Source organism: Clostridium aceticum, assembly GCF_001042715.1.
Taxonomy (GTDB): domain Bacteria; phylum Bacillota; class Clostridia; order Peptostreptococcales; family Natronincolaceae; genus Andreesenella; species Andreesenella acetica.
Genome location: NZ_CP009687.1, coordinates 1,894,224 through 1,914,119, shown reverse-complemented (window position 1 = coordinate 1,914,119; position 19,896 = coordinate 1,894,224). Strand labels below are relative to the sequence as shown.

The window sequence follows — 19,896 nt, the reverse complement described above, 5'->3', positions numbered from 1 at the left end:
CTCCTTTTTTCACCTATCCCTGTGTATATAAATATTTATGTTATCCTTTGGTAGGTTATAGTAAGTACTAAAGTCATTTTTTATACTTTCTCCTTCATTACTTATCCATATGCTCTGAGCTTCCACAGTATTATTACTTTTATTCAAAGCTACATCAATTTTTATGGGCTCTATTCCTTTTTTTATACTGGTGTCTTCCCCAGCTTCTCTAATCACGATATCTATTCGATGAATCATCCCAAAGTCCTCAGTATTTTCTTCTTCTATTTGCAGCTGAAGATCCTCCACAACATAGGAAGAAATACTTTCCAACCTTTTTTTCATCTGTTGTTTTAGCTGATCTTTGTACAGGGCAACAACAACTTCTGTTTGCATATAATCACTTTGTTCTATTCTATTTTGTGCTGTTCTGTACTCCATATGATTTGAAGCCTGTAGAATTCTCCCTCCTAGATCCATTTCTCCTTGAAGCAGTCTCATAACAGGGTTCAGTATTACAATCATAATCAGCAGTCCAACAACCACATTAATAAACCTTTTATTATCGGAGTCTGGTATAAGGATCTCTACAAAGGTTACAAAGATGATGACCGATACAATCGTAATAATCCATTCTCTAATAATCTCCACCCTATCACCTCATCATTACAGTAATATTTCCTGTGCTTACAATAATTGTTATTGTAAGAAAAAACATGATTGCTACCGAACTGACTGTTGCAAATAAAAGGGTTAATGCGCTACTCATGCTGTTTAAACAATCTACTAGTCCATCTTCTGAGATGGGTTCAATCAGTGCTGCACACAGTTTATAAACAATAATTAGGGCAAGGATTTTTATCATAGGCATCAAACACAAAACAAAGATGGACAGGAGCCCGATTGCTCCTACAGCATTTTTCAGTACTAAAGAACATCCAATAACTGTATCCATAGCTTCTGATAAAAAACCACCTACGATTGGAATAAACTTGTCTACTGCAAATTTAGCGGTCCTGATGGTTACCCCATCTACAGTAGAGGCGGTAATTCCTTGGATAGAAATGATTCCTACAAAGGTGGTCAATATAAAACCTAGTGTTACTACCGCCGCTTGTTTTAATAACCCCGCCAGCTTTGTCACTTGAATCTTAGAAGATAGATTATTTACGATTGCCAGCACTGCAGAGAATAAAATCAACGGTAGTATGGTGACTTTGATGATGGTTCCCACAAATCCAATAGCTCCTAATAAAATAGGATGTAAAATCGCTGAAGTTGTTATGCCGCCTATCGCCATCAACATTGCTAGAAGCACTGGCATCAAAACCTGCATAAAACTTACCATCAAATCTATGGTTTCTTTTCCGATACCAATAGCGATCATAAAACTTTTAATAGTAATGCTAATGATCACCAAGTAACACACATTATAGGCTAGTTTTCCTACCACTTCATTTTCAAAGGCACTCTGTAGATTTCTTAAGACTGCGCATATCGCTGCTAATACAATAATTTGTGCCAATAGCTTCCAGTTGGCAACCACCTCTTTAAACAAAACCCTGGTGCTGCCTCTTACAATATCACCTAAAGATAATGTAGCTTCTCCTCGTATAAGATTCATAATAAACTGTCTTATATCCACTCTAGGCATATAATCTTCTAAATCTCTATTCATCACATCCATAATATCCTGTAATTCTTTTATCTCCAGCTTTTCTATCTGATTTTGTATGATTCCCTCTGGTGTTAAGCCTTCTTCTTGTCCCCATACCATAGAAGTCAGTAAAAAGTAAATCACCATGCTTACAATAATAGTTTTTTTCATAGATATCACATCCTAAGGTACTATGTTGATAATCAAATCCATTAAGGACACTAAAATAGGTACTGACATCACCATAATGAGTATTTTTCCAGCAAATTCTATCTTAGATGCAATCACTCCTTCCCCTGCATCTTTACAAACCTGTGCTCCAAACTCCGCTATGTAGGCGATACCTACAATTTTTAAAATTGTAGATAAATAGATATCATCAATATTTATTTTATTGGCCAATTGGTTAAGAATTTCAATCACTGACTGTAACTTTGTTACAATAAACAGGAATATAATGATTCCTGTGGCTAGACCAATATAAATGCCTATTTCTGGTTTTTGATGCTTTACCAATACCGATAGAACAGCTGCAACCAATCCTATTGCTACAATTTGAAAAATTTCCATTTTATCACACCCTTAGTACAGTTGAAACATTGTTTTTACTGTGTCAAATAGATTACTTACCAAATTGATGACCATCATCAGCACTACCACAATCCCCACTAAAGTTGTCATCATAGCCTGCTCCTCCCGCCCTGCTCTTATGAGTACTTGATTTAGTACAGAAACCAAAATACCAATCGCTGCAATCTTAAAAATTAAATCCACATTCATGATCATTCATCTCTCCCCCTTAAAATAGTTAGAAAAAAACAATTACTATAGTAATTCCTACTAAAAATCCTAGGTTTCTATATAGCCTAACACTTTTACTTTGGACTATAATAGACAGCTCATAATTTCTTTTTATTTCTTCCATGGTTAAGCGTATATGCTTTACTTGATCACTAGTATCAGAGATTCCTAAGGTATTTCCGAGATTTAATAATAGATCTAAATCCTCCTTAGCAAAAACTGTTTCATCTCCTACTCCTTCAATGGCTTTTTTCCAGGCCTCAGGAAATAAATAACCTTCATTTCTCCTTAAAATTTCTGCAGTATTTTCTAAGATCCTACCCATCTCAGTTCTACTTTTTCTAGCTACTTTGCTTAAAAGTTCTGGTAAAGGGGTTGCACTAAAAACAATTTCTGTTTCTAACATTTGTAAAGTAGATAGGACACTGGCCAAAAGTTTTGTTCTCTCTATAAAGGTATTGGCATAGATGATGCCGATTAAAGAACTGCATCCTATGATGATAAAAGAAATTATTAGTTTTATTACCATATTAATCCGCCACCTTATTTTGAATAGGTAACTTTAGTAAATCTTTAAAGGTATGTCCATCTATAATTTTTTCTACGGTTCCGACACCTTTACTGTTTGATAAGATCATAATCCTCTCAAAGGTTCCTTCTTTTACCAATCTTCCTATTACCTTTTTGGACATTATATCCTCTAGGGAGTTTCCGTGAACTGTAGTAATCAGCTTAATCCCTGCTAGTAGTGCCTCTTGTATTGCCACACTATCCTCCTCCCTTCCAATCTCATCTGTTGCTATCACTTGAGGCGACATGGCTCGAATCAGCATCATCATTCCCTGTGCCTTCGGACAAGCATCTAATACATCGGTTCTTATACCTAAATTATTTTGAGGTATTCCTTGAAAACAAGCTCCAATCTCTGAACGTTCATCCACTACACCCACTTTTAAACCCTTAAACCTTAAGTTAGGCACCCCATCACTTAGATTTTTAATTAAATCTCTTAACAAGGTGGTTTTTCCACACTGGGGAGGAGAAATAATTAGCGTATTCATAAACTCTTTTTTATCATTAATAAGATATTTAAAAACACTAGAGGAAATCCCCAACTTCTCCCTTGAAATTCTTATATTTAATCCAGTAAACTCTTTGATGGTTTTCACACCACTACTGTCATGTAAAACCTTACCTACAATACCAACCCTATGGCCCCCCTGCACAGTGATATAACCCCTTTTTATTTCTTCCTCCACCGCATAAATAGAATAATTAGTGATAAATTGCAGGGTGTTTTCAATATTTCTTTTAGAAATTCTATAGCCATTTTTTTCTTCCAATAATAATTCTCCCTCTTTACTTACAAAGTAATCTTGATTATTGGCGTAAATCATTAAAGGTTGATGAATCCTTAGCCTTATTTCCTCCATTGTACTTTTTATATCCTTTGGAATCTTACTTACCAGTTCCCTAACTTCAGGACATAAAAACTTTTCTAAGTGGAGGACTGTATTTTTTTCAATAAAATTAGTGTTTTGACTATTCATTATCACAACATGTCCCTCCTTATATATAATAGATATTTACGTTACAGCCAAATTATTCTTAATTCCAAAAAAAAAGAAAAACCAACAATAAGTTTGTTGGTTTTTCAAGAGTTACACACTTCTTACTCATGATGGTGATGATTACATCCCCCATGATCACATTCATTTTCTACATCGATTTTTATTACTTCGCTGCAACGAGGACATACTACCTCTGGATCTTCATCATAGAATAAGTCTTCGTCTACATAGATTTCTTCATCGCAGTTTGGACATTCAATTTCCATGAAGTCGATATCTTCATCTTCATCATCCTCGTCATCTTCTTCAAATAATTCTTCTTCCACTTCTGCTAAATCTTCGTCTAAAGCCTCAACATATTCGGTTAAATCTTCTTGATCTTCATTCATCATAACAATAGCTTCTGCAAAATCGTCTAAAGCATCTATAATGCCTAGTATAATTTTGCCATCTTTAGAAGACTCTTCAATATTTAATCCTTCAGCTAAGCCTTTCAAATAAGCAACCTTTTCAAATAAGTGATTCATAGTTCTTCCTCCTTTGATTAAGATAGTACAAATACAACTACCTTATATTGTTTACCAAAAATTGTGCATTTATACTCTTGACATATACTCTCCTGTCCTAGTATCTACACGGACCTTATCTCCTTCGTTTACAAATAAAGGAACTTGAATTACCGCTCCAGTTTCTAAGGTAGCAGACTTAGTAACATTAGAAGCTGTATCTCCTTTTACTCCAGGATCTGCTTCTGTTACTTGTAACTCAACAAAGTTTGGTGGATCTACTTGGAAAGGTCTCCCTTGATAGAACTTCATAGTGGCATTTTCATTTTCCTTTAAGAACTTTATAGCATCCTCCACTTCCTCAAAGGTTAAAGGTGCTTGCTCAAAGGTTTCATTGTCCATAAAATAATACAACTCACCGTCATTATAAAGATATTGCATTTCCTTTGTTTCAATATGAGCACGTGGAAATTTATCAGAAGGGTTAAAAGCTTCTTCTCTAGTAGCTCCTGTTTTTAAGTTCTTATACTTGGTTCGGACAAAAGCTGCCCCTTTTCCAGGCTTAACATGTTGAAAATCCAAAACTACAAATGGCTCTCCATTCATTTCGAATGTAACGCCTTTTCTAAAATCTCCTGCTGAAATCATAAAATCCCTCCATTGATCTTTAAATATTATATTTGAATTTCAATCAACTCTTTTGGAGTTTTCGATAGAACTTCATAGCCATCATCTGTTACTACTACCAAATCTTCAATTCTAACCCCACCAAAATCAGGTATGTAAATACCAGGTTCTATCGTAATCACCATACCTGATGTCATCGAAAGATTTCCTATCATATTTACATGAGGCAACTCATGGATTTCTAAGCCTACACCATGTCCTAATCCATGCCCGAAATACTCACCGTAACCTTTATCTCCAATGACTTTTCTGGCTATGCTGTCTAATTCCTTACCTGTAAAACCTGGTCTTACTGCCTTAAGAGCAGTTTCTTGAGCTTCAAGCACAGTAGCATATATTTCTTTTTGCTTATCATTAGCTTTTCCAACAACAACAGTTCTAGTCATATCAGAACAATAACCTTTATAGATACATCCATAATCTAATGTAACAAAGTCTCCTGCTTCAATAACTTTTTCTGATGCAACCCCGTGAGGCAATGAGGATCTTACTCCTGAAGCCACAATAAAATCAAAACTAGCACCAATAGCACCATTCTTTCTCATAAAAAACTCTAACTCCAATGCTATTTCTGTTTCTACTACTCCTGGTCTTATGAGGGGTAAGACATGATGAAAAGCTTCATCCGCCAATGAAGCAGCTTTAGCGATACAGCTTATTTCCTCCTGAGACTTAACAGCCCTGATCTTGGTTAAAGCCCCCTCTAAAGCCTCTAACTTAACATCCTTTAACTTTAATAAAAAGTCTACAGCATGCCCATAAGTAAAAAACTCCTCTTCAATCCCTATCGTCTTTAGATTCATTTTTTCAATAATCGTCGTTAGAGGTTCTAATCTGCTGACTTCTACGATTTCATAGCCCTTGCACTGATTTTTTGCTTGTTCAACATATCTGAAATCCGTAATAAACTTTGCCTCTGTATTGGTAATAAGCACAAAGCCTGTGGTACCTGTGAAATTAGAAAAATATCTTCTGTTTTCTGGTTTAAAAACAAGTACGGCCTCTAGTTTTTTTTCATTCAATACTTCTCTTAACTTATTGATTCTTTCATTCATTAAGATAAAGCCTCCTACACTAAGCTATAATTGGTTATGATGAATAAGTGCATAGAGTCCTAATATATAACTATGATATCCGAAGCCGCTGATTTGACCAATACAGGCTGCTGCTGTAACAGACTTTTTCCTAAACTCCTCCCTGCTATGGATATTGCTTAGATGTACTTCTACTACAGGGACACTGATGGATTTTATGGCATCATGAATAGCAACACTGTAATGAGTATAGGCGGCTGGGTTAATAATCACACCCTGTAGACTCCTGTGCTTATGTAATAAATTAATGATTTCTCCTTCATCATTACTTTGAATTATGTCCAATTCTACACCGTTTTTTTCAGCCTCCGCTAATAATCTTTCATTCACCTGTTGTAGAGTCACTGTACCATAAACCTCTGGCTCTCTTGTTCCAAGAAGGTTTAAATTTGGTCCATGAATTACTAAATATTTTTCCAAAGTTTCTAAACACTTCCTTTATGTAAAATTCTATATTATCATACCACATTTTTTTCTATTTGAATAGTTTTTTGATTTATTTTAACCATGCTAACCTTTTCTATCCCCACTAGTGTCTAGGGTTATTCTTCACTTTATTTATAGCCTGAATAACAGCATTGGTTACATCTGCTTCAAACTGTACTGATAACGCATTGACTTTTTGGTAGAGTTCTCCTGATTCAGTTGCCACATACTTTGGTGGTAGAAGATTCAATGTGATAGCTTTTATATCTGCTATACACCTATCACAGCCACATATATCTTTATAACGTTTTAAAATACCAGGTAACAATTGGTTTACTACAACTTCCATATAATTTTTAACTTCCATCAATTATTCCTCCTTACAAATTCCATTATTATAGTAAGACACAAGCTTTTTTATATTTTACAAAACTTACAAAACAATTTGATGATATCCACTGATTTTTAATGGATATATTTTGGTACTGGGCAGGTCATAAGCATCTATCCCCTCCTGTATTTGATAGGGCAGTACTAACTCTAACTTCACCTTTTTTCTGGCATTGTTATATATACCTGTACCTTCTATTATAACTATCTTTTGTAATACATCATATTTTAAATCAACTTCATATCTGTGGGAATGTCCATAATCTAAGAAAGGATGATTGTTTTGCTTCTTATAAGTTGTTAATTTATTGATTAAGTGACTTTGTAAATAGTTATTAAAAATCAAAGGATGATATTCCTGATAAGTTTCTTTTCCTTTGTCTTTTAGATAGTTCACTTTATGTTCTTTTAAGTCCGAAAAATATAGAAAAATTAACGTCTCAGTAGTCTTCATGATCTCCCATAATGTTTCTTCTACTGCTATCTCTGCTAAATAGTATGCTTTTACGGCATCACCATTAGATATCACAGCAATAAAATCATTGGTATAAATCGTTAATGTTGATATAGCCAGCATAATTACAATTGTACCCATTATAAAACAAAAAGCAATAATGGACCCTTTTGAATTTTCTAAATGTTTTTTCATGCCATCTACTCCATACTAATAACGTAATCTTAGCTTTGTTTTTACTGAATAATCCATATCCGCTCCAATAACTTCTATTTCTATTAGGCTTCCTTCTATAATCTCTCTAGCAATAATATCTCCAATTCCTATAGCTAAAACATTATGCTCTTTATTTTTATTGACTCTCAATTCCCCTCTAGCCCTATTAAAATAGAGGAGAGTATTTTTGTCATATCTTATATTGCCGCTTAAATCAATCCAAACCTCTTCTTTTAAGTTATTTTTCCCTTCTATCGTTTGAGTTTCAGCATGATAAATGATTTCCTGATGATTACATTCTCTGATACGCTTTTCAATATAGTTTAAAGTCAAACGTATGTTTTGCTTGGTGGCTAGTATTTCTTGATATTCTCTGCAATAATTAATATTCTGCATTAAAATTATGATTAAGCCCATCATAATCATAGCAAATAAAGTCATTGCCAATATCGTCTCTAGCAAAGTAATCCCTTGATTACTACAAAAAATTTTCAAGTTTATCTCCCTCTTTTTAATCTAACAATTCCCAAGGCTCTATAGGTATTTCATAATAAATTTCTCTAGCTATGACATCCCTATCCTTAACGTAACCATATAATAGATACTCAGTACTCAAGGAGACATGTTGCAGTTTCAATCTAATTCTATAACCCTTTTTTATAGCATCTATTTTTTCTTTAGTTATTTCTATAGCATAGTTCTCCTCATCAAAATCTTTATCCTCCAAAACTTCAGCAAAATTTAGTTCTTCCATTACACTTTGTGCTATTTTACTGATTTCGTAATGTGCTACACTTCTTTGATGCATTCTGTTAATACTCATAAGTATAGAAAATATACTGGTAATCATTATTCCTGCTAAGGTAATAGCCACTAAGACCTCTATCAAGGTAAACCCCTTCTTACTTTTTACCCCACTTTTCTCCTCCTTAATAAATCTTCGATACCCTCGCTCTACCGGTTCCTAACATAGTTTCTATATAAATCTTTTCTCCCTTTTTATTTCCTAGTACAAATTTGCTATAGCTGCTTGTCCCATGACAATTATAAGTGGCATCACTGCTATAACCTGGCAACACCTTAATGGTTTCATCTATTTTCTGTCTATAAACAACCCTCCCTCCAAATTTTTGCTCCCTTACTCTAAAAATATCTTGAAATAGTTCGAAGCAATAATCCCTTGACTCATCTAAACTATATTGCTGCGCCAAATAAAGGGCACTCTTTATTTCATTAGCAGTATTTTGCAAAAGAAATCTATCGTATACACCATTATAGGTAGGAAAAGTCACTGAAACTAAAATTCCTAAAAGAAAGAGGGTAATGACCAACTCTATCAAAGTAAAACCCCTTTGATTTCTAAGCATTTTTCCTTACCCACCTCCATGAAAACGGTTTTTATCTAAATATTACAATAATTTAAATATTCGTCACATTTTTTCTATACCCTTCTTAAATTGGAAATATTTGTATTATCGTGAAAAAAATAGGACTTAAGTAGGAAATAACCTACAAGCCCTATTTTCTTAAAAACTACTTTGGATAGTCAGAAGTACTAGCATAAAGAACTTCTAATTTATCAAACAAAAAGCTTCCCTTCAAATGATCTAAAGTCTCGCCCTGCTCTATATAAATCCTTTGAATTTTTGCTGGATAAACGATTCCTGCAGGTAAAGTTCTTTCTATCGTACGCCATCCTCCCCAATCAACCCCATATGCTAAAGGCACATTAAATTCCCCACCTGATACATCAACCAATATAAAGCCTATATTATGATAGTTGGTCTCATAGGCATAAACAGATATTGCTAAGATTTCCGGCTGTCTTGCAATCGTGATGGACTCTTTTTCAAGAATTAAGTTAGCAGCATTGTAATCTCTATCTCGTATGAAATCATATTGTACTTTTGTAGAGTAATTTCCCTGTAAGGAAGTTGTAAATAAAGAAGCATTACCAACAATATCCCGTGGAACACCTGCAAAAAAGGAATTGTTGCCTTCAAAATTATAAAGAAGTGTCCTTGTTCTAAGACTTTCATTGACATCTAAGGCATCCAATTCTTTGCTGCTTAAACCTTCATTGGCTAAACTCTTATTACCTAAGTTATAGGTGTTTAAATTCTTGGGTGCACTGCCTCCTGCTATCCAAGGCACGTGCCCTCCCCCATTAAAAAGATCAAGAACCTTTAGAGGACTCCATATCTTTTCATAGTCAGACTCTGAAAAGCTGGTATAATGTAAAATACTGTTTTCTTTAGGGAAATAATTATTCACCTCAGGAACACTATAAAAATCCAATGAAAGACTTCCAGACAATGGTCCCTGCTGTCTGTTGTTAACTTTTAAGTTCTTTACAATAATTTTTTTATCATACTCTCTTACGGTTTTTAGAAAATCAATTAATCCCCTATAATCCCCCTCGAAACCCATCTGTACTGAAAGGACCTCTGTCTTTATCTGCTCTTCACCAGGGTTTTCTTGATCTTCTTCTACACTGTTCAAATCCTCCAGTGTGGATTTAGAAAAGGACAAAGAGGAGACCTTCATGTTTTTTTCCAAAACAAAGTCACTAAACAATAAAATAACATCTTCTTGTTCAATACTTCCAAAATAACCTTCAGCAAGCCTAGCAATTTCATTATTTAAATCATTTATCTGATTACTTAATTGTGCTTGAGAATCAAGTTTATGCTGTACCACCAAGTATTCAACCTCTGTTTCTTCCTTCTCTAGCTTCACCTGATCCAAAGCAGTATGAAGAGGCATTATTAAAAACCTATAATACGCCCCCAAAATAACAGCACCCAGCAACAAACCTATTAAAACTTTTTCTCGTCTATTCAACATCATCAGCAGTCACATCCTTTGCCTTAAATGTAATGGAAAAACTATAATGACCATCTTTATATGCAATAGAAGGAATAAATACTTCATCAAAATAAGTTGAATGACGTAAGTTGTGCTCAATTTGAGCAATTGGGAACTTATGGCTAGCTCTACCCTGTACCTGAACTGTATTTTCAGTAATATTCAATTCGTCGAAATACACATCATTAGGTACCTCTTGCAAAATCCATTGAATTAGTAAGTCGTTGGTCATTGTTTGACTATTAATCTTAGTTTCCAAACTATTAAAAAGCACTTCTTTTCCCTTTAATTCCATCAGTTGAAGTTCCTTCTGTTCTATCACCTTTAGCTTACTGATGGTTTCTGGGGACTCTATTACTGCATTAAAGGAAAGAACTTTATCCTGCAGTGCCTTCACTTCATAAAGCATCTTTACAGGATAAAAAACAATTATAAAAGCTACAACAACTAAAACAACTAAACCCATTAGACGCTTACTACTGGTTTTTTCTGGCTGTTGTATATATGGTTCAAAAAAATTTAAGTCCCTCATATCCCTTAGACTCCCTCCTTTCACTTTCTAATTAAAGAAGCTATTGCATTAAGATACATTGACAAAGCATCTGCAGTTGATTGATCTAAAACTTCTATACTACTTATTTCCTTCACCTTAACAGTGGTAATACCAAAGACCTTCGTCATATACTGGTCTAATCCCTTAAAGCCAGTGTTGCCTCCATAAATAAAAATGCTATTAATCCTATTACCTGCACTTCTGCTGGTATAATATTTAAATACCCTATTGATTTCATCAACCCAATTATCTAAGCTGCTTTTTACCACATCCAACACAGTATCCGTAGCAATAGACTTTTCTAAAGGTACTGGTTCATTTGAAACAGCCGCTTCTTCCATACCAGCGCTTATATTCTTTATTGCGGCTTTCTGCTTTTGGACTTCATCTAAATCAATATTTAAGTAGTTTGCAATAATCATATCCATACTACCTGAACCTAAATCCATTAGCCTATTGAATTTATAAACACCATTTTCAATAATCATTACATTGATATGACTATGTCCTAAATCAATTAAAGCAATAGTTTTATTTTCAATAGTTTCTGTATTGTTGATCATGATATCGGCATCCAAAAGCTTACAGATGGCATTAGAGTGAAGGTCTAAGGCTACAGGAGATAAATCTAAAAACTCTAGTAATTCAAAATGATCCCATGCTATTTCTATAGGAAGAGCGGCCACTAGTATTCTATACTTATTTACATTTTCCTCCGTAAGCTCTTCAATAATTTTATGTTGTATAACATACTTGTCTAGCTCAATGGGTAAATACTGTTCCACCTCATAGTGAACCATTTCCTTTAACTCTTCCTCTTGAACCACCGGCAGCAAGAGTTCTCTTGTAATAACAAAGGTACTTTCAATAGTACAAATCGTTTCTTTGGTTTTTATCTGGTTTTCTTCTAATGCTTTTTTTAAAGCTTCTTTTAATTCCAACATATTGATAATTTTTCCATCATCATAGCACTCAAATGGTATCGGTATAGTAAAGGCATTATAAATAATTATTTTGTTTTTTTCATATTTGCCCACAACAGCCTTTACACTATGACTCCCAATATCAAGCGCCAGTACTTCTTTATTTTTGCCAAACGACTTGAATCTTTTCAATAGCTCTCACCCCTTTATTTATGGTTCATGGTTGTTAGTTGTTTTATTAAATCATGCTATTACATAAATAAATTTATGTAATGCATTAAAATATAATTTTTATAAAGGATCACAATTAAAGTAGCTATTCCAATGAAGGGTCCAAAGGGTATGGCATCTTTTCGTGACTTTATTTTAGTAGTCAATAACATTATAGAGATAACGCTTCCTATTATAAAAGACAGAAAAGAAATAAGAATAATATCTCGCCAACCAAACCAAAATCCCAGCATGGCCATCAGCTTAATATCGCCTCCACCCATGCCACCATTTGAAATAACAGCAATCAATAAAAAGAATCCTCCACCTGCTAAAAATCCTAATAAACTGTTTAGAACCTCTATAGGTGTACCTACAAAATAATATAAAGCAAGTTTATAGATCAAGCCTATTACAAAACCCAATAATACAAGTCCGTCAGGTATGATCTGATGATCATAGTCGATGAAGGTGATGCAAATTAAAATACTGAACAATAAAAGATAAAAAATCAAATCAATGTTCAAGTGGTACTTATAAAGTAGTAAGACAAAAACAATACCGGTCAGGAACTCTACCATGGGATATCGTAGGGAAATTTTATGACTACAATACCTGCAGCTTCCCTTTAATATCAAGTAACTGAAAATAGGAATTAAATCCGTAGGCTTCAAAGGTTTATGGCAGTTTGAGCAGTGGGATGAAGGATAAACAATGGATTGATTTTCAGGTATTCTATAGATACATACATTTAAAAAGGAGCCAATGACTATTCCCACCAAAAAAATAATGCTATATATGTACAAATAAATCCAACCTTTCAATTATAGTATCTATTTCAAGAACAAATAGTAGTGCTATGAATAGCCTTATCTTTCCCGCCTGATATCGCCATCCACCTGTGGTATGCTAATTGAGTTCTTTCCAATCTCTTACCTCCCAACCAGAGTTAACTGGCTCCAAAATATGGGGAGGATAATGATAAAACATACGTGGGTCATGAACATATTGTTTTCCATAGCCACTAGAGCCCTGTCTTACTGCATAACGTTCATACTGAGTGATATTTCCCCATAAATAAATCATATTTTTCCCTGGTGTCCGGGTATATTCTTCAAATCCAAAACCTTGATTTAGAGCAAATACTGTAGCATGGATATGTATGTTGGTAGGAGCCACATCATATCTTCTATCATCATGATTATACCTTTCCCATCTTCCAGGATTCCAAGTTTGCCACAAAAAACCACTCCACCATCCATTTCTCCACCGCCACTGATACCTCCAATAATGACCATTTCCATCAGATCCATCCCTTGGCCACCCATAGTGCATAATATATATGTAGTTATTTGCAATCAATCCTAACATATCTTTTCCTTTGCCTGAAATCGTCACATTCCCTGTCGTAGGATTTAAAGTAAATGCAGTATTTTGATAGTAAATTCCACCGTTAGCAGGAAAGGAAGGTGGAGATGGAGGGCTCACACTTTGATTATAATAATATATCCCGTCAGAATTCCAATCATGGTCATCATACCATTCAGTGGGATTACTATGAGTAATATAAATATTATTTTTAGCAGCAATCGTCAGTTCTCCAGATAAAGTACCTGCAATAAATAAATTTCCTGTGCGGGGTTCCCATTTGCTTCCTATAGGTCGCCCTTGACTATCTTCCGCACCATCAATGTAGATCACGCCATTTGGTGGGATATCGATTACCTTCTCAATATATCCAGTGTTATTATTAGGATAACTTGCTGGTTGATAGTCGTCTGGATTTGGATATTTCACTCGAATTTTATCACCTTCTAAATGAATGCAAGTTCTTCCCATAAACACTGTACCATCTAATTCAGCCCACGCCTTTAATTCAGAGTTGGTTTTTTGCATTACCAGTTCATCAACTTGTTGGGGGGGACCTCGATGAAACTTTGGATTAGCACCACTTTGCTGTTGATAACCAATGGTATATGTTACGGTGTTAAAAAATTCTGGCCCTGGATTACTCATGGTTTTTAGGATGCCATTTGTATGGACAGGACCATATAACTTATCCGATCCACCAAAGTAGATATTGGTTCCCTCCTCTTGACTGACATATACCTGATGAACAAATTGCTTTTTTTGCAGTTGTACCTGTATAGTACGTTTTGTTTCAGAGGAATCTTTTGACCAGCCTGTTGATATAATAGTAACATAACGATCCTGATCAGAAGGCCAAGTAACATCAAGCTGATAATAGCCATTTTCATAAGGAATTGGAACCCCTAGCATATCCTGACTTTCTTGTGTTAAGTAAAAATTTACATGATCATTCAATTTCCATAAATATGCACTATACCCAGCCTCTGCATATTGAAGAGCTTTCTCCTGAGCAATAAGACCTCCTTTGGTCTTGGTTTGTGTGTTGACCAATGATCCAGTTAAAACACCTTGGTTGTTTACCAATCTTAAAATTGATAAAGAAAAAATAACTAAAACAAGAAAAATAATCATAGTTAAAGGTAAAATGAACCCTTTATTACTTCTTAGTATTTTCATAACAAACCCTTCCTCCTTCCAAATAAATCCCTCAGTTTATCAGTCAGCTTCTACCCGACTTCTTGACATTAAAAACTTCTGGATTTCAAGATTCCCACCTCGCACTGTTGAATCATCAATAACAAATCTTATATTCAGCTTTCTTCTATGGTCAGGAGGGCTATAGTCATGTTCAGGTTCAGTAACTTTCTCTTTACGCTCTTTATCATGAATGGCAGGGTTAAAAGGATCTGGATCATAAGGCATAGGAAAAACATCATTGTTGATAATGTTCCTTATCAATACCTTTTCATTACTATAATTACCTGAATAGCTATAGGGATATTGACTTCCTTGTGGAAGACGATAGCTTCTTTTTAATTCACCAGATTCTATCTTGTATCGAATCTGTTCAGGTTTTCCATCCCCAGTGATATCTGTATGTACAATTAATTCATGACCATCAATACGTACAACTGAGTTTTGTGTATCATTGGGCTTTCTTGCCTGTCTAACGTCTCTTTCAATCTGGGCAATGACTGGTTGTATTTCTACAGATACGAGACTACTTTCGCTTACACTTTCATAGGTGAAGATGCCGAAAAACAACATGTTATAGGCAGCTACCAAAATCACTGTAATAAGTGCTGTTGCCAATATCACTTCAAGTAAAGTAAATCCCGCTATTTTTTGTTTTTCTTTTGATATTGGTTCCTTGTAGTTTAGAAGCATCCCATCACCTCACAAATTTCTTGAGTAGTGTTAGTAGTTTAGTCCTATTAACACCCTAAATCATAAAATACAAATTGAACATACGTTTATGGTTGATATTTTTTCACTATATCTATTTCTTTACTTTCTTTAATCATTAGGAAGCCATATGATTTGCTATTGGACACATCTATTGTCCCATCACTTAGTGTATAACCCCATAAAGGTACTCCAAAACTAGATTTTACAGTTTTATCAAAGTCATCACTTTCAGGATTTGGTATGTTAATATACAACTGATTCGACGAAATCTCATTAATAAAAGAATAGAAACCGTTAGAATCGCTAGTATTAAATTCAGTATCCAAAATAGTAATAATCAGTTTGTTATGATTACCTTCTATAGAATAATCCACTCTTCTAGGATCTGATTCCTGTCTGTTAATATAATGGTTCTTTATATAACCTAAATCATCCCAGTTTTCTAGATCCGCTAAACTTTCGTTTCTAAATATAGTTACTTGATTATCTTCAAGATTGTATTCCCAAACATTTCCTTCCAAACCCTCTTCATCGCTAAATTGGAGTCGAATTGAATCAGTTGTACTTAATGCATCAGTAAAAGATAACTCCATCTTAATGTATGGTAATTCATGTCTTTCCACTTCATTACCAGCATCATCTTCTTCAATAATTATTATGTCACCACGCTTTACTTTTTCAGACTCAATTAAACTACTTACACTTTTATCTACATACTTAAAGCCCATATGTAGAAGTACATCCTTTGTTACTACATTATTTGTAGGTGCATTGAAAGAAAATTTTTGCTGCAATTCCTGCCAAAACCCATCTTCTTTTGTTGCTAAATAATAACTATTAAGTGGGCTGCCAGTAGGACTAATGAGTTCATACTCGTATTGCCAATGAGGCCATAGCTCTACGATCTTTTCCTTCAATTTCTCCAAGGAAGTTGTCAACCCTACTCTTCTCGGTGGCGTTGGAGCTGGATTTGGCTCACGAATACCATCAGCTTCGGTACCATAGGGATTCAGCCAAATTAAGATGTTGGGTACTGTATTATTTAAAAATTGAAGGTATCCAGGAAAATCTACACAAAATGAAACATCACTTGGAACACCTACTGCCTTACGACTATAAATCCAACGTTGGTCATTATAGTTAGATAGATCTTCTACATTGTGGGGCCTCACCATCATCTTTGCGGGATAATCCCAAGATAATGGTTTGATAAAATAATTACCAACACCTTGAGGCAAATTAGGAAAAACAGCCCTACCGTTAACATCAGTAAATGCCAAATTACCCGCATCCCCTGTCATCTCAATAAGCGCTCGATGTACTCCAGCTCCTGGAGCATCTCCTAAGGATACATACACTCTAATCCCTGGGGTAGTAGGACTCCCCTGTCCCTCAAAGGTGAACATGGTTCCTAGAAGCGAATATTCACTCTCTGCTTTTGTAAAGGGATTATAGGCATATACAACAACATCAACTTTTTTTCGAGCATCGTCCACCTGACGCCCTGTTATGCTAACATCATCTTCCCAAGATATTCTGGTCCTAACACGATATTCAACCCCATCCACTACATAGGGATCAGTATTGGGTTTATTTTGAAACAAGTTTTCATTAACAATTCCACTAGGGGTGTAGCCCCCCACCAATCCAAGGTCATCATCATAATCCAAGGTTCTTAGCCATTCTAACTGGTTACTGGCGATTTGTGCGGCTGACATGGTAGTACGATGAAAAACACTGCTTTTTATTCCGAAAACAAAGATTGGCAAAATCATAACTGCAATCATTCCCAACAAAGCTAAAGAAACGATTATTTCAACCAGTGTAAAGCCTTTTTTATTACAAAAATATTGGTTTTTACCCATAATTGATATCTCCTCGTTTAATCACTTCAATTTATATAATAATTTTAACCCAAATCTAACTGCAAGAAATTTACTGGGTATAATTTTGTGATCATAGTCAGTAAAGTAATGATAGTTAACATAGTGTGAGCTCTATGTTGATATACAGGAAATAGTTACACTGTACTTTTTAGCAGTAATATCTTCTAATCATTCTATCGTTGGATACCTATAAAAATCTTTTGACGCTAATACCTTTTAATATCTAAAAAAACATCTCAGTACATTTCACTAAATCTAATTTTTAAAATATGGAGGAAATATATTTCCTCCATATTTTATTTGTCATTCATAGTTTCTAAAAAACTACCAGTACTGTTTCCCTGATTACCTCCAGGGACTATTGATTCATAAAGTAAATTAAGTATTTGGTAGGGAAGTCTATGATTATTTATTGACTTCCTACTTTAAGTAAGTCAAGTAAATATACTTTGTTGCTAACATTTTTGCTCAAAAGAACCATCCCTTGGTTACCTATAAATAAGTTAATAAATTAAGTGCCTTAATAAATTAAGTGCCTGGCTCCATTCCTTCTGTTTTAAACTGTGGAAGTTTACTCTACTCAAGAGAATACTTCCTAAGTGTATTCAACCACAGGAACCATCCCTTGGTTGTTCTTCAAGCTTTAATTAGCATATTTACCAGCTGGTGTTGGATATACTACATCTGCTGCTGTACCATTATGTATTGAGAATGTACTGCCTGAAGGAACAATAACAAAAGCAGTTCCTGCTAATTTAGGAGTGGGTAAAGTAGAACCACCAAAATATCGTGTTTGTAAAATAGTACCTAATTCAGCAACAGAAACTGCAGCTCCAGCAGTCTTAGTTACTCCATCAGCAGCAGCAGTTAGAGCAGATGCTGCGGTAATATCACCTCCAGAAATACCAATTTTTCCTTCTGCAATTGCGACTTCAATATTATTTGCTATTAGCCTACCATTATTGATATCAGCATTAATTTTTGCAGTTTCTTGAAAACCTGATAATCTTGGAACAGCAATTGCAGCAATAATACCTAAAATCGCAATAACAACAATCAATTCAATTAGAGTGAAGCCTTTCCTATTTCTAATCTTCTTACCAAAAAATTGTAACATTTTTCTTCCTCCCTTTAATATAATATTATTCAATTTTTTTACTTAGCCAATCGTCTTCATCATATCAAACATCGGCAACATCATAGCAATAACAATAAAGCCAATAATCACCGCCATGACAACAATCATCAGCGGCTCCAGCATGGAGACCATTTGTTGTATGGCTGCCTCCAGTTCCTGATCGTAGAAGTCTGCTGTTTTTGAAAGCATAGTATCTAAGGAACCGGATTCTTCACCAATGCTGACCATAGAGATCATCATAGGTGGAAAAACATTCATTTTTTTCAACAGTGCTGCTAAGCTAACCCCCTTTCTTATGTCCTCCACCACCATCTCTATACCATCTGTCACCACTTTATTGTTGGTGACATTGGCTGAAGCCTCTAGGGCTGAAATGATGGGGATACCACTGGACAATAAAGATGATAGTGTTCTAGTAAATCTAGAGGTGACTATTTTTATTATAGAGCCTTTTACAATAGGAATTCTAAACTTCAATCTGTCGTAGGCTCTTTTTCCATTGTCGGTACTAAGGATTCTATGTAGAAGAAAAACTATACCGACAATTGCAAACAGAAATACATACCAAAATGTAGTTAAGATATTACTGAAGGCTAGGAGTATTCTTGTAGGCAGCGGTAATGTTACGCCAGAGGATGTAAACATCCCAATAAAGGTTGGCATAATAAATACCAAAAGAAAGATCACAACCCCAATAGCTACAATGCTTAAAATCATAGGATACATCATGGCTCCTTTGATTTTGGCATTGATTTTGCCCTCTTTTTCAAAATGTTCTGACATTCTGCCCAAAACCTCGTCAAGGGTTCCTGTCATTTCCCCCGCCTCCACCATGTTGATTAATATGGGTGGAAATATTTTTTTGTATTTCTTCATAGCTTCTGATAATACAGTACCTTTTTGGACTTGAGTAAAAAGATCTTCCACTATAGTCCTTAGGGTTTTGTTTTCTGTCTGGTCCATCAAAACCTCCAAACAGTTACTTAAGGACATCCCTGCCTGTAGCATAGTATGAAATTGCTTACAAAAAACTGTAAGATCCTTTAGCTTTACTTTTGGCTGAAAGAGATTAAGTTCTCTTACCTCTTTTGATTTGCCCTTAGATTCCTCTATTTTCACAGGAATTTGTTGGTTTTGACGAATCATTCGGACAGCTTCCTCCTTAGTTTTAGCATCCAAGGTTCCTTCTACAGTCTCTCCAGTACTAGTCACTGCTTTATACTTAAAAGCACTTGCCAAGCAACCACCACCCTTCTTG

At 34.8% G+C, this 19,896-nt stretch carries 24 protein-coding genes; all 24 read right to left on the bottom strand.

Annotated elements, in window-relative coordinates:
* Positions 1-9: 9 nt before the first annotated feature.
* Positions 10-630, bottom strand: a complete 621-nt coding sequence (gene spoIIIAF / locus CACET_RS09005; RefSeq protein WP_044823991.1) for a stage III sporulation protein AF — start codon at positions 628-630, stop codon at positions 10-12.
* Positions 631-634: 4 nt separating this feature from the next.
* Positions 635-1,807, bottom strand: a complete 1,173-nt coding sequence (spoIIIAE, locus tag CACET_RS09000) for a stage III sporulation protein AE (RefSeq protein ID WP_044823990.1) — start codon at positions 1,805-1,807, stop codon at positions 635-637.
* A 12-nt stretch (positions 1,808-1,819) separates the two neighbouring features.
* Entirely contained in the window at positions 1,820-2,206 is a 387-nt protein-coding gene (spoIIIAD, locus tag CACET_RS08995) for a stage III sporulation protein AD (protein ID WP_044823989.1), read from the bottom strand.
* 12 nt (positions 2,207-2,218) lie between these two features.
* Entirely contained in the window at positions 2,219-2,422 is a 204-nt protein-coding gene (gene spoIIIAC, locus CACET_RS08990) for a stage III sporulation protein AC (RefSeq protein ID WP_472234734.1), read from the bottom strand.
* Positions 2,423-2,444: 22 nt separating this feature from the next.
* On the bottom strand, positions 2,445-2,966 hold the full coding sequence (gene spoIIIAB, locus CACET_RS08985; protein ID WP_044823988.1) for a stage III sporulation protein SpoIIIAB: 522 nt from the start codon (positions 2,964-2,966) through the stop codon (positions 2,445-2,447).
* Between the two features lies 1 nt (position 2,967).
* A complete protein-coding gene (spoIIIAA, locus tag CACET_RS08980) occupies positions 2,968-3,987 on the bottom strand; it encodes a stage III sporulation protein AA (RefSeq protein ID WP_044824110.1) in 1,020 nt (339 codons plus the stop codon).
* Between the two features lie 122 nt (positions 3,988-4,109).
* Positions 4,110-4,535, bottom strand: a complete 426-nt coding sequence (locus CACET_RS08975; protein WP_044823987.1) for a CD1247 N-terminal domain-containing protein — start codon at positions 4,533-4,535, stop codon at positions 4,110-4,112.
* Between the two features lie 69 nt (positions 4,536-4,604).
* Positions 4,605-5,162 (bottom strand): elongation factor P, encoded by a 558-nt coding sequence (efp, locus tag CACET_RS08970; protein ID WP_044823986.1) that lies wholly within the window; start codon positions 5,160-5,162, stop codon positions 4,605-4,607.
* A 26-nt stretch (positions 5,163-5,188) separates the two neighbouring features.
* Positions 5,189-6,256, bottom strand: coding sequence for a M24 family metallopeptidase (locus tag CACET_RS08965; protein ID WP_044823985.1), 1,068 nt, complete (start codon positions 6,254-6,256; stop codon positions 5,189-5,191).
* Positions 6,257-6,280: 24 nt separating this feature from the next.
* The gene (aroQ, locus tag CACET_RS08960) at positions 6,281-6,715 is read right to left on the bottom strand and encodes a type II 3-dehydroquinate dehydratase (protein WP_044823984.1); all 435 of its coding nucleotides are present in this window, start codon (positions 6,713-6,715) and stop codon (positions 6,281-6,283) included.
* Positions 6,716-6,824: 109 nt separating this feature from the next.
* A complete protein-coding gene (locus CACET_RS08955) occupies positions 6,825-7,088 on the bottom strand; it encodes a late competence development ComFB family protein (RefSeq protein ID WP_044823983.1) in 264 nt (87 codons plus the stop codon).
* Between the two features lie 66 nt (positions 7,089-7,154).
* Entirely contained in the window at positions 7,155-7,760 is a 606-nt protein-coding gene (locus tag CACET_RS08950) for a hypothetical protein (RefSeq protein ID WP_044823982.1), read from the bottom strand.
* Positions 7,761-7,775: 15 nt separating this feature from the next.
* Entirely contained in the window at positions 7,776-8,276 is a 501-nt protein-coding gene (locus tag CACET_RS08945; protein WP_044823981.1) for a PilW family protein, read from the bottom strand.
* 16 nt (positions 8,277-8,292) lie between these two features.
* On the bottom strand, positions 8,293-8,715 hold the full coding sequence (locus CACET_RS08940; RefSeq protein WP_082058132.1) for a PulJ/GspJ family protein: 423 nt from the start codon (positions 8,713-8,715) through the stop codon (positions 8,293-8,295).
* Entirely contained in the window at positions 8,711-9,148 is a 438-nt protein-coding gene (locus CACET_RS08935; RefSeq protein ID WP_044823979.1) for a type II secretion system protein, read from the bottom strand. Before CACET_RS08935 ends, CACET_RS08940 begins: the two co-directional genes overlap by 5 nt.
* A gap of 166 nt (positions 9,149-9,314) precedes the next feature.
* Positions 9,315-10,631, bottom strand: coding sequence for a hypothetical protein (locus CACET_RS08930; RefSeq protein ID WP_044823978.1), 1,317 nt, complete (start codon positions 10,629-10,631; stop codon positions 9,315-9,317).
* Complete coding sequence (locus CACET_RS08925; RefSeq protein ID WP_044823977.1) at positions 10,618-11,181, bottom strand: PilN domain-containing protein; 564 nt, start codon at positions 11,179-11,181, stop codon at positions 10,618-10,620. Before CACET_RS08925 ends, CACET_RS08930 begins: the two co-directional genes overlap by 14 nt.
* 20 nt (positions 11,182-11,201) lie before the next feature.
* The gene (gene pilM, locus CACET_RS08920; protein WP_044823976.1) at positions 11,202-12,317 is read right to left on the bottom strand and encodes a type IV pilus assembly protein PilM; all 1,116 of its coding nucleotides are present in this window, start codon (positions 12,315-12,317) and stop codon (positions 11,202-11,204) included.
* 59 nt (positions 12,318-12,376) lie between these two features.
* On the bottom strand, positions 12,377-13,114 hold the full coding sequence (locus CACET_RS08915; protein ID WP_242849933.1) for a prepilin peptidase: 738 nt from the start codon (positions 13,112-13,114) through the stop codon (positions 12,377-12,379).
* Between the two features lie 130 nt (positions 13,115-13,244).
* Positions 13,245-14,882: a hypothetical protein gene (locus CACET_RS08910; RefSeq protein ID WP_044823975.1), complete on the bottom strand. Its 1,638-nt coding sequence runs from the start codon at positions 14,880-14,882 to the stop codon at positions 13,245-13,247.
* Positions 14,883-14,921: 39 nt separating this feature from the next.
* On the bottom strand, positions 14,922-15,593 hold the full coding sequence (locus tag CACET_RS08905; protein ID WP_044823974.1) for a PulJ/GspJ family protein: 672 nt from the start codon (positions 15,591-15,593) through the stop codon (positions 14,922-14,924).
* Positions 15,594-15,679: 86 nt separating this feature from the next.
* Complete coding sequence (locus tag CACET_RS08900; RefSeq protein WP_044823973.1) at positions 15,680-17,479, bottom strand: type II secretion system protein; 1,800 nt, start codon at positions 17,477-17,479, stop codon at positions 15,680-15,682.
* 664 nt (positions 17,480-18,143) lie between these two features.
* On the bottom strand, positions 18,144-18,617 hold the full coding sequence (locus CACET_RS21110) for a type II secretion system protein (RefSeq protein ID WP_052661282.1): 474 nt from the start codon (positions 18,615-18,617) through the stop codon (positions 18,144-18,146).
* Positions 18,618-18,659: 42 nt separating this feature from the next.
* Positions 18,660-19,877, bottom strand: coding sequence for a type II secretion system F family protein (locus CACET_RS08890; protein WP_044823972.1), 1,218 nt, complete (start codon positions 19,875-19,877; stop codon positions 18,660-18,662).
* Between the last annotated feature and the right edge of the window lie 19 nt (positions 19,878-19,896).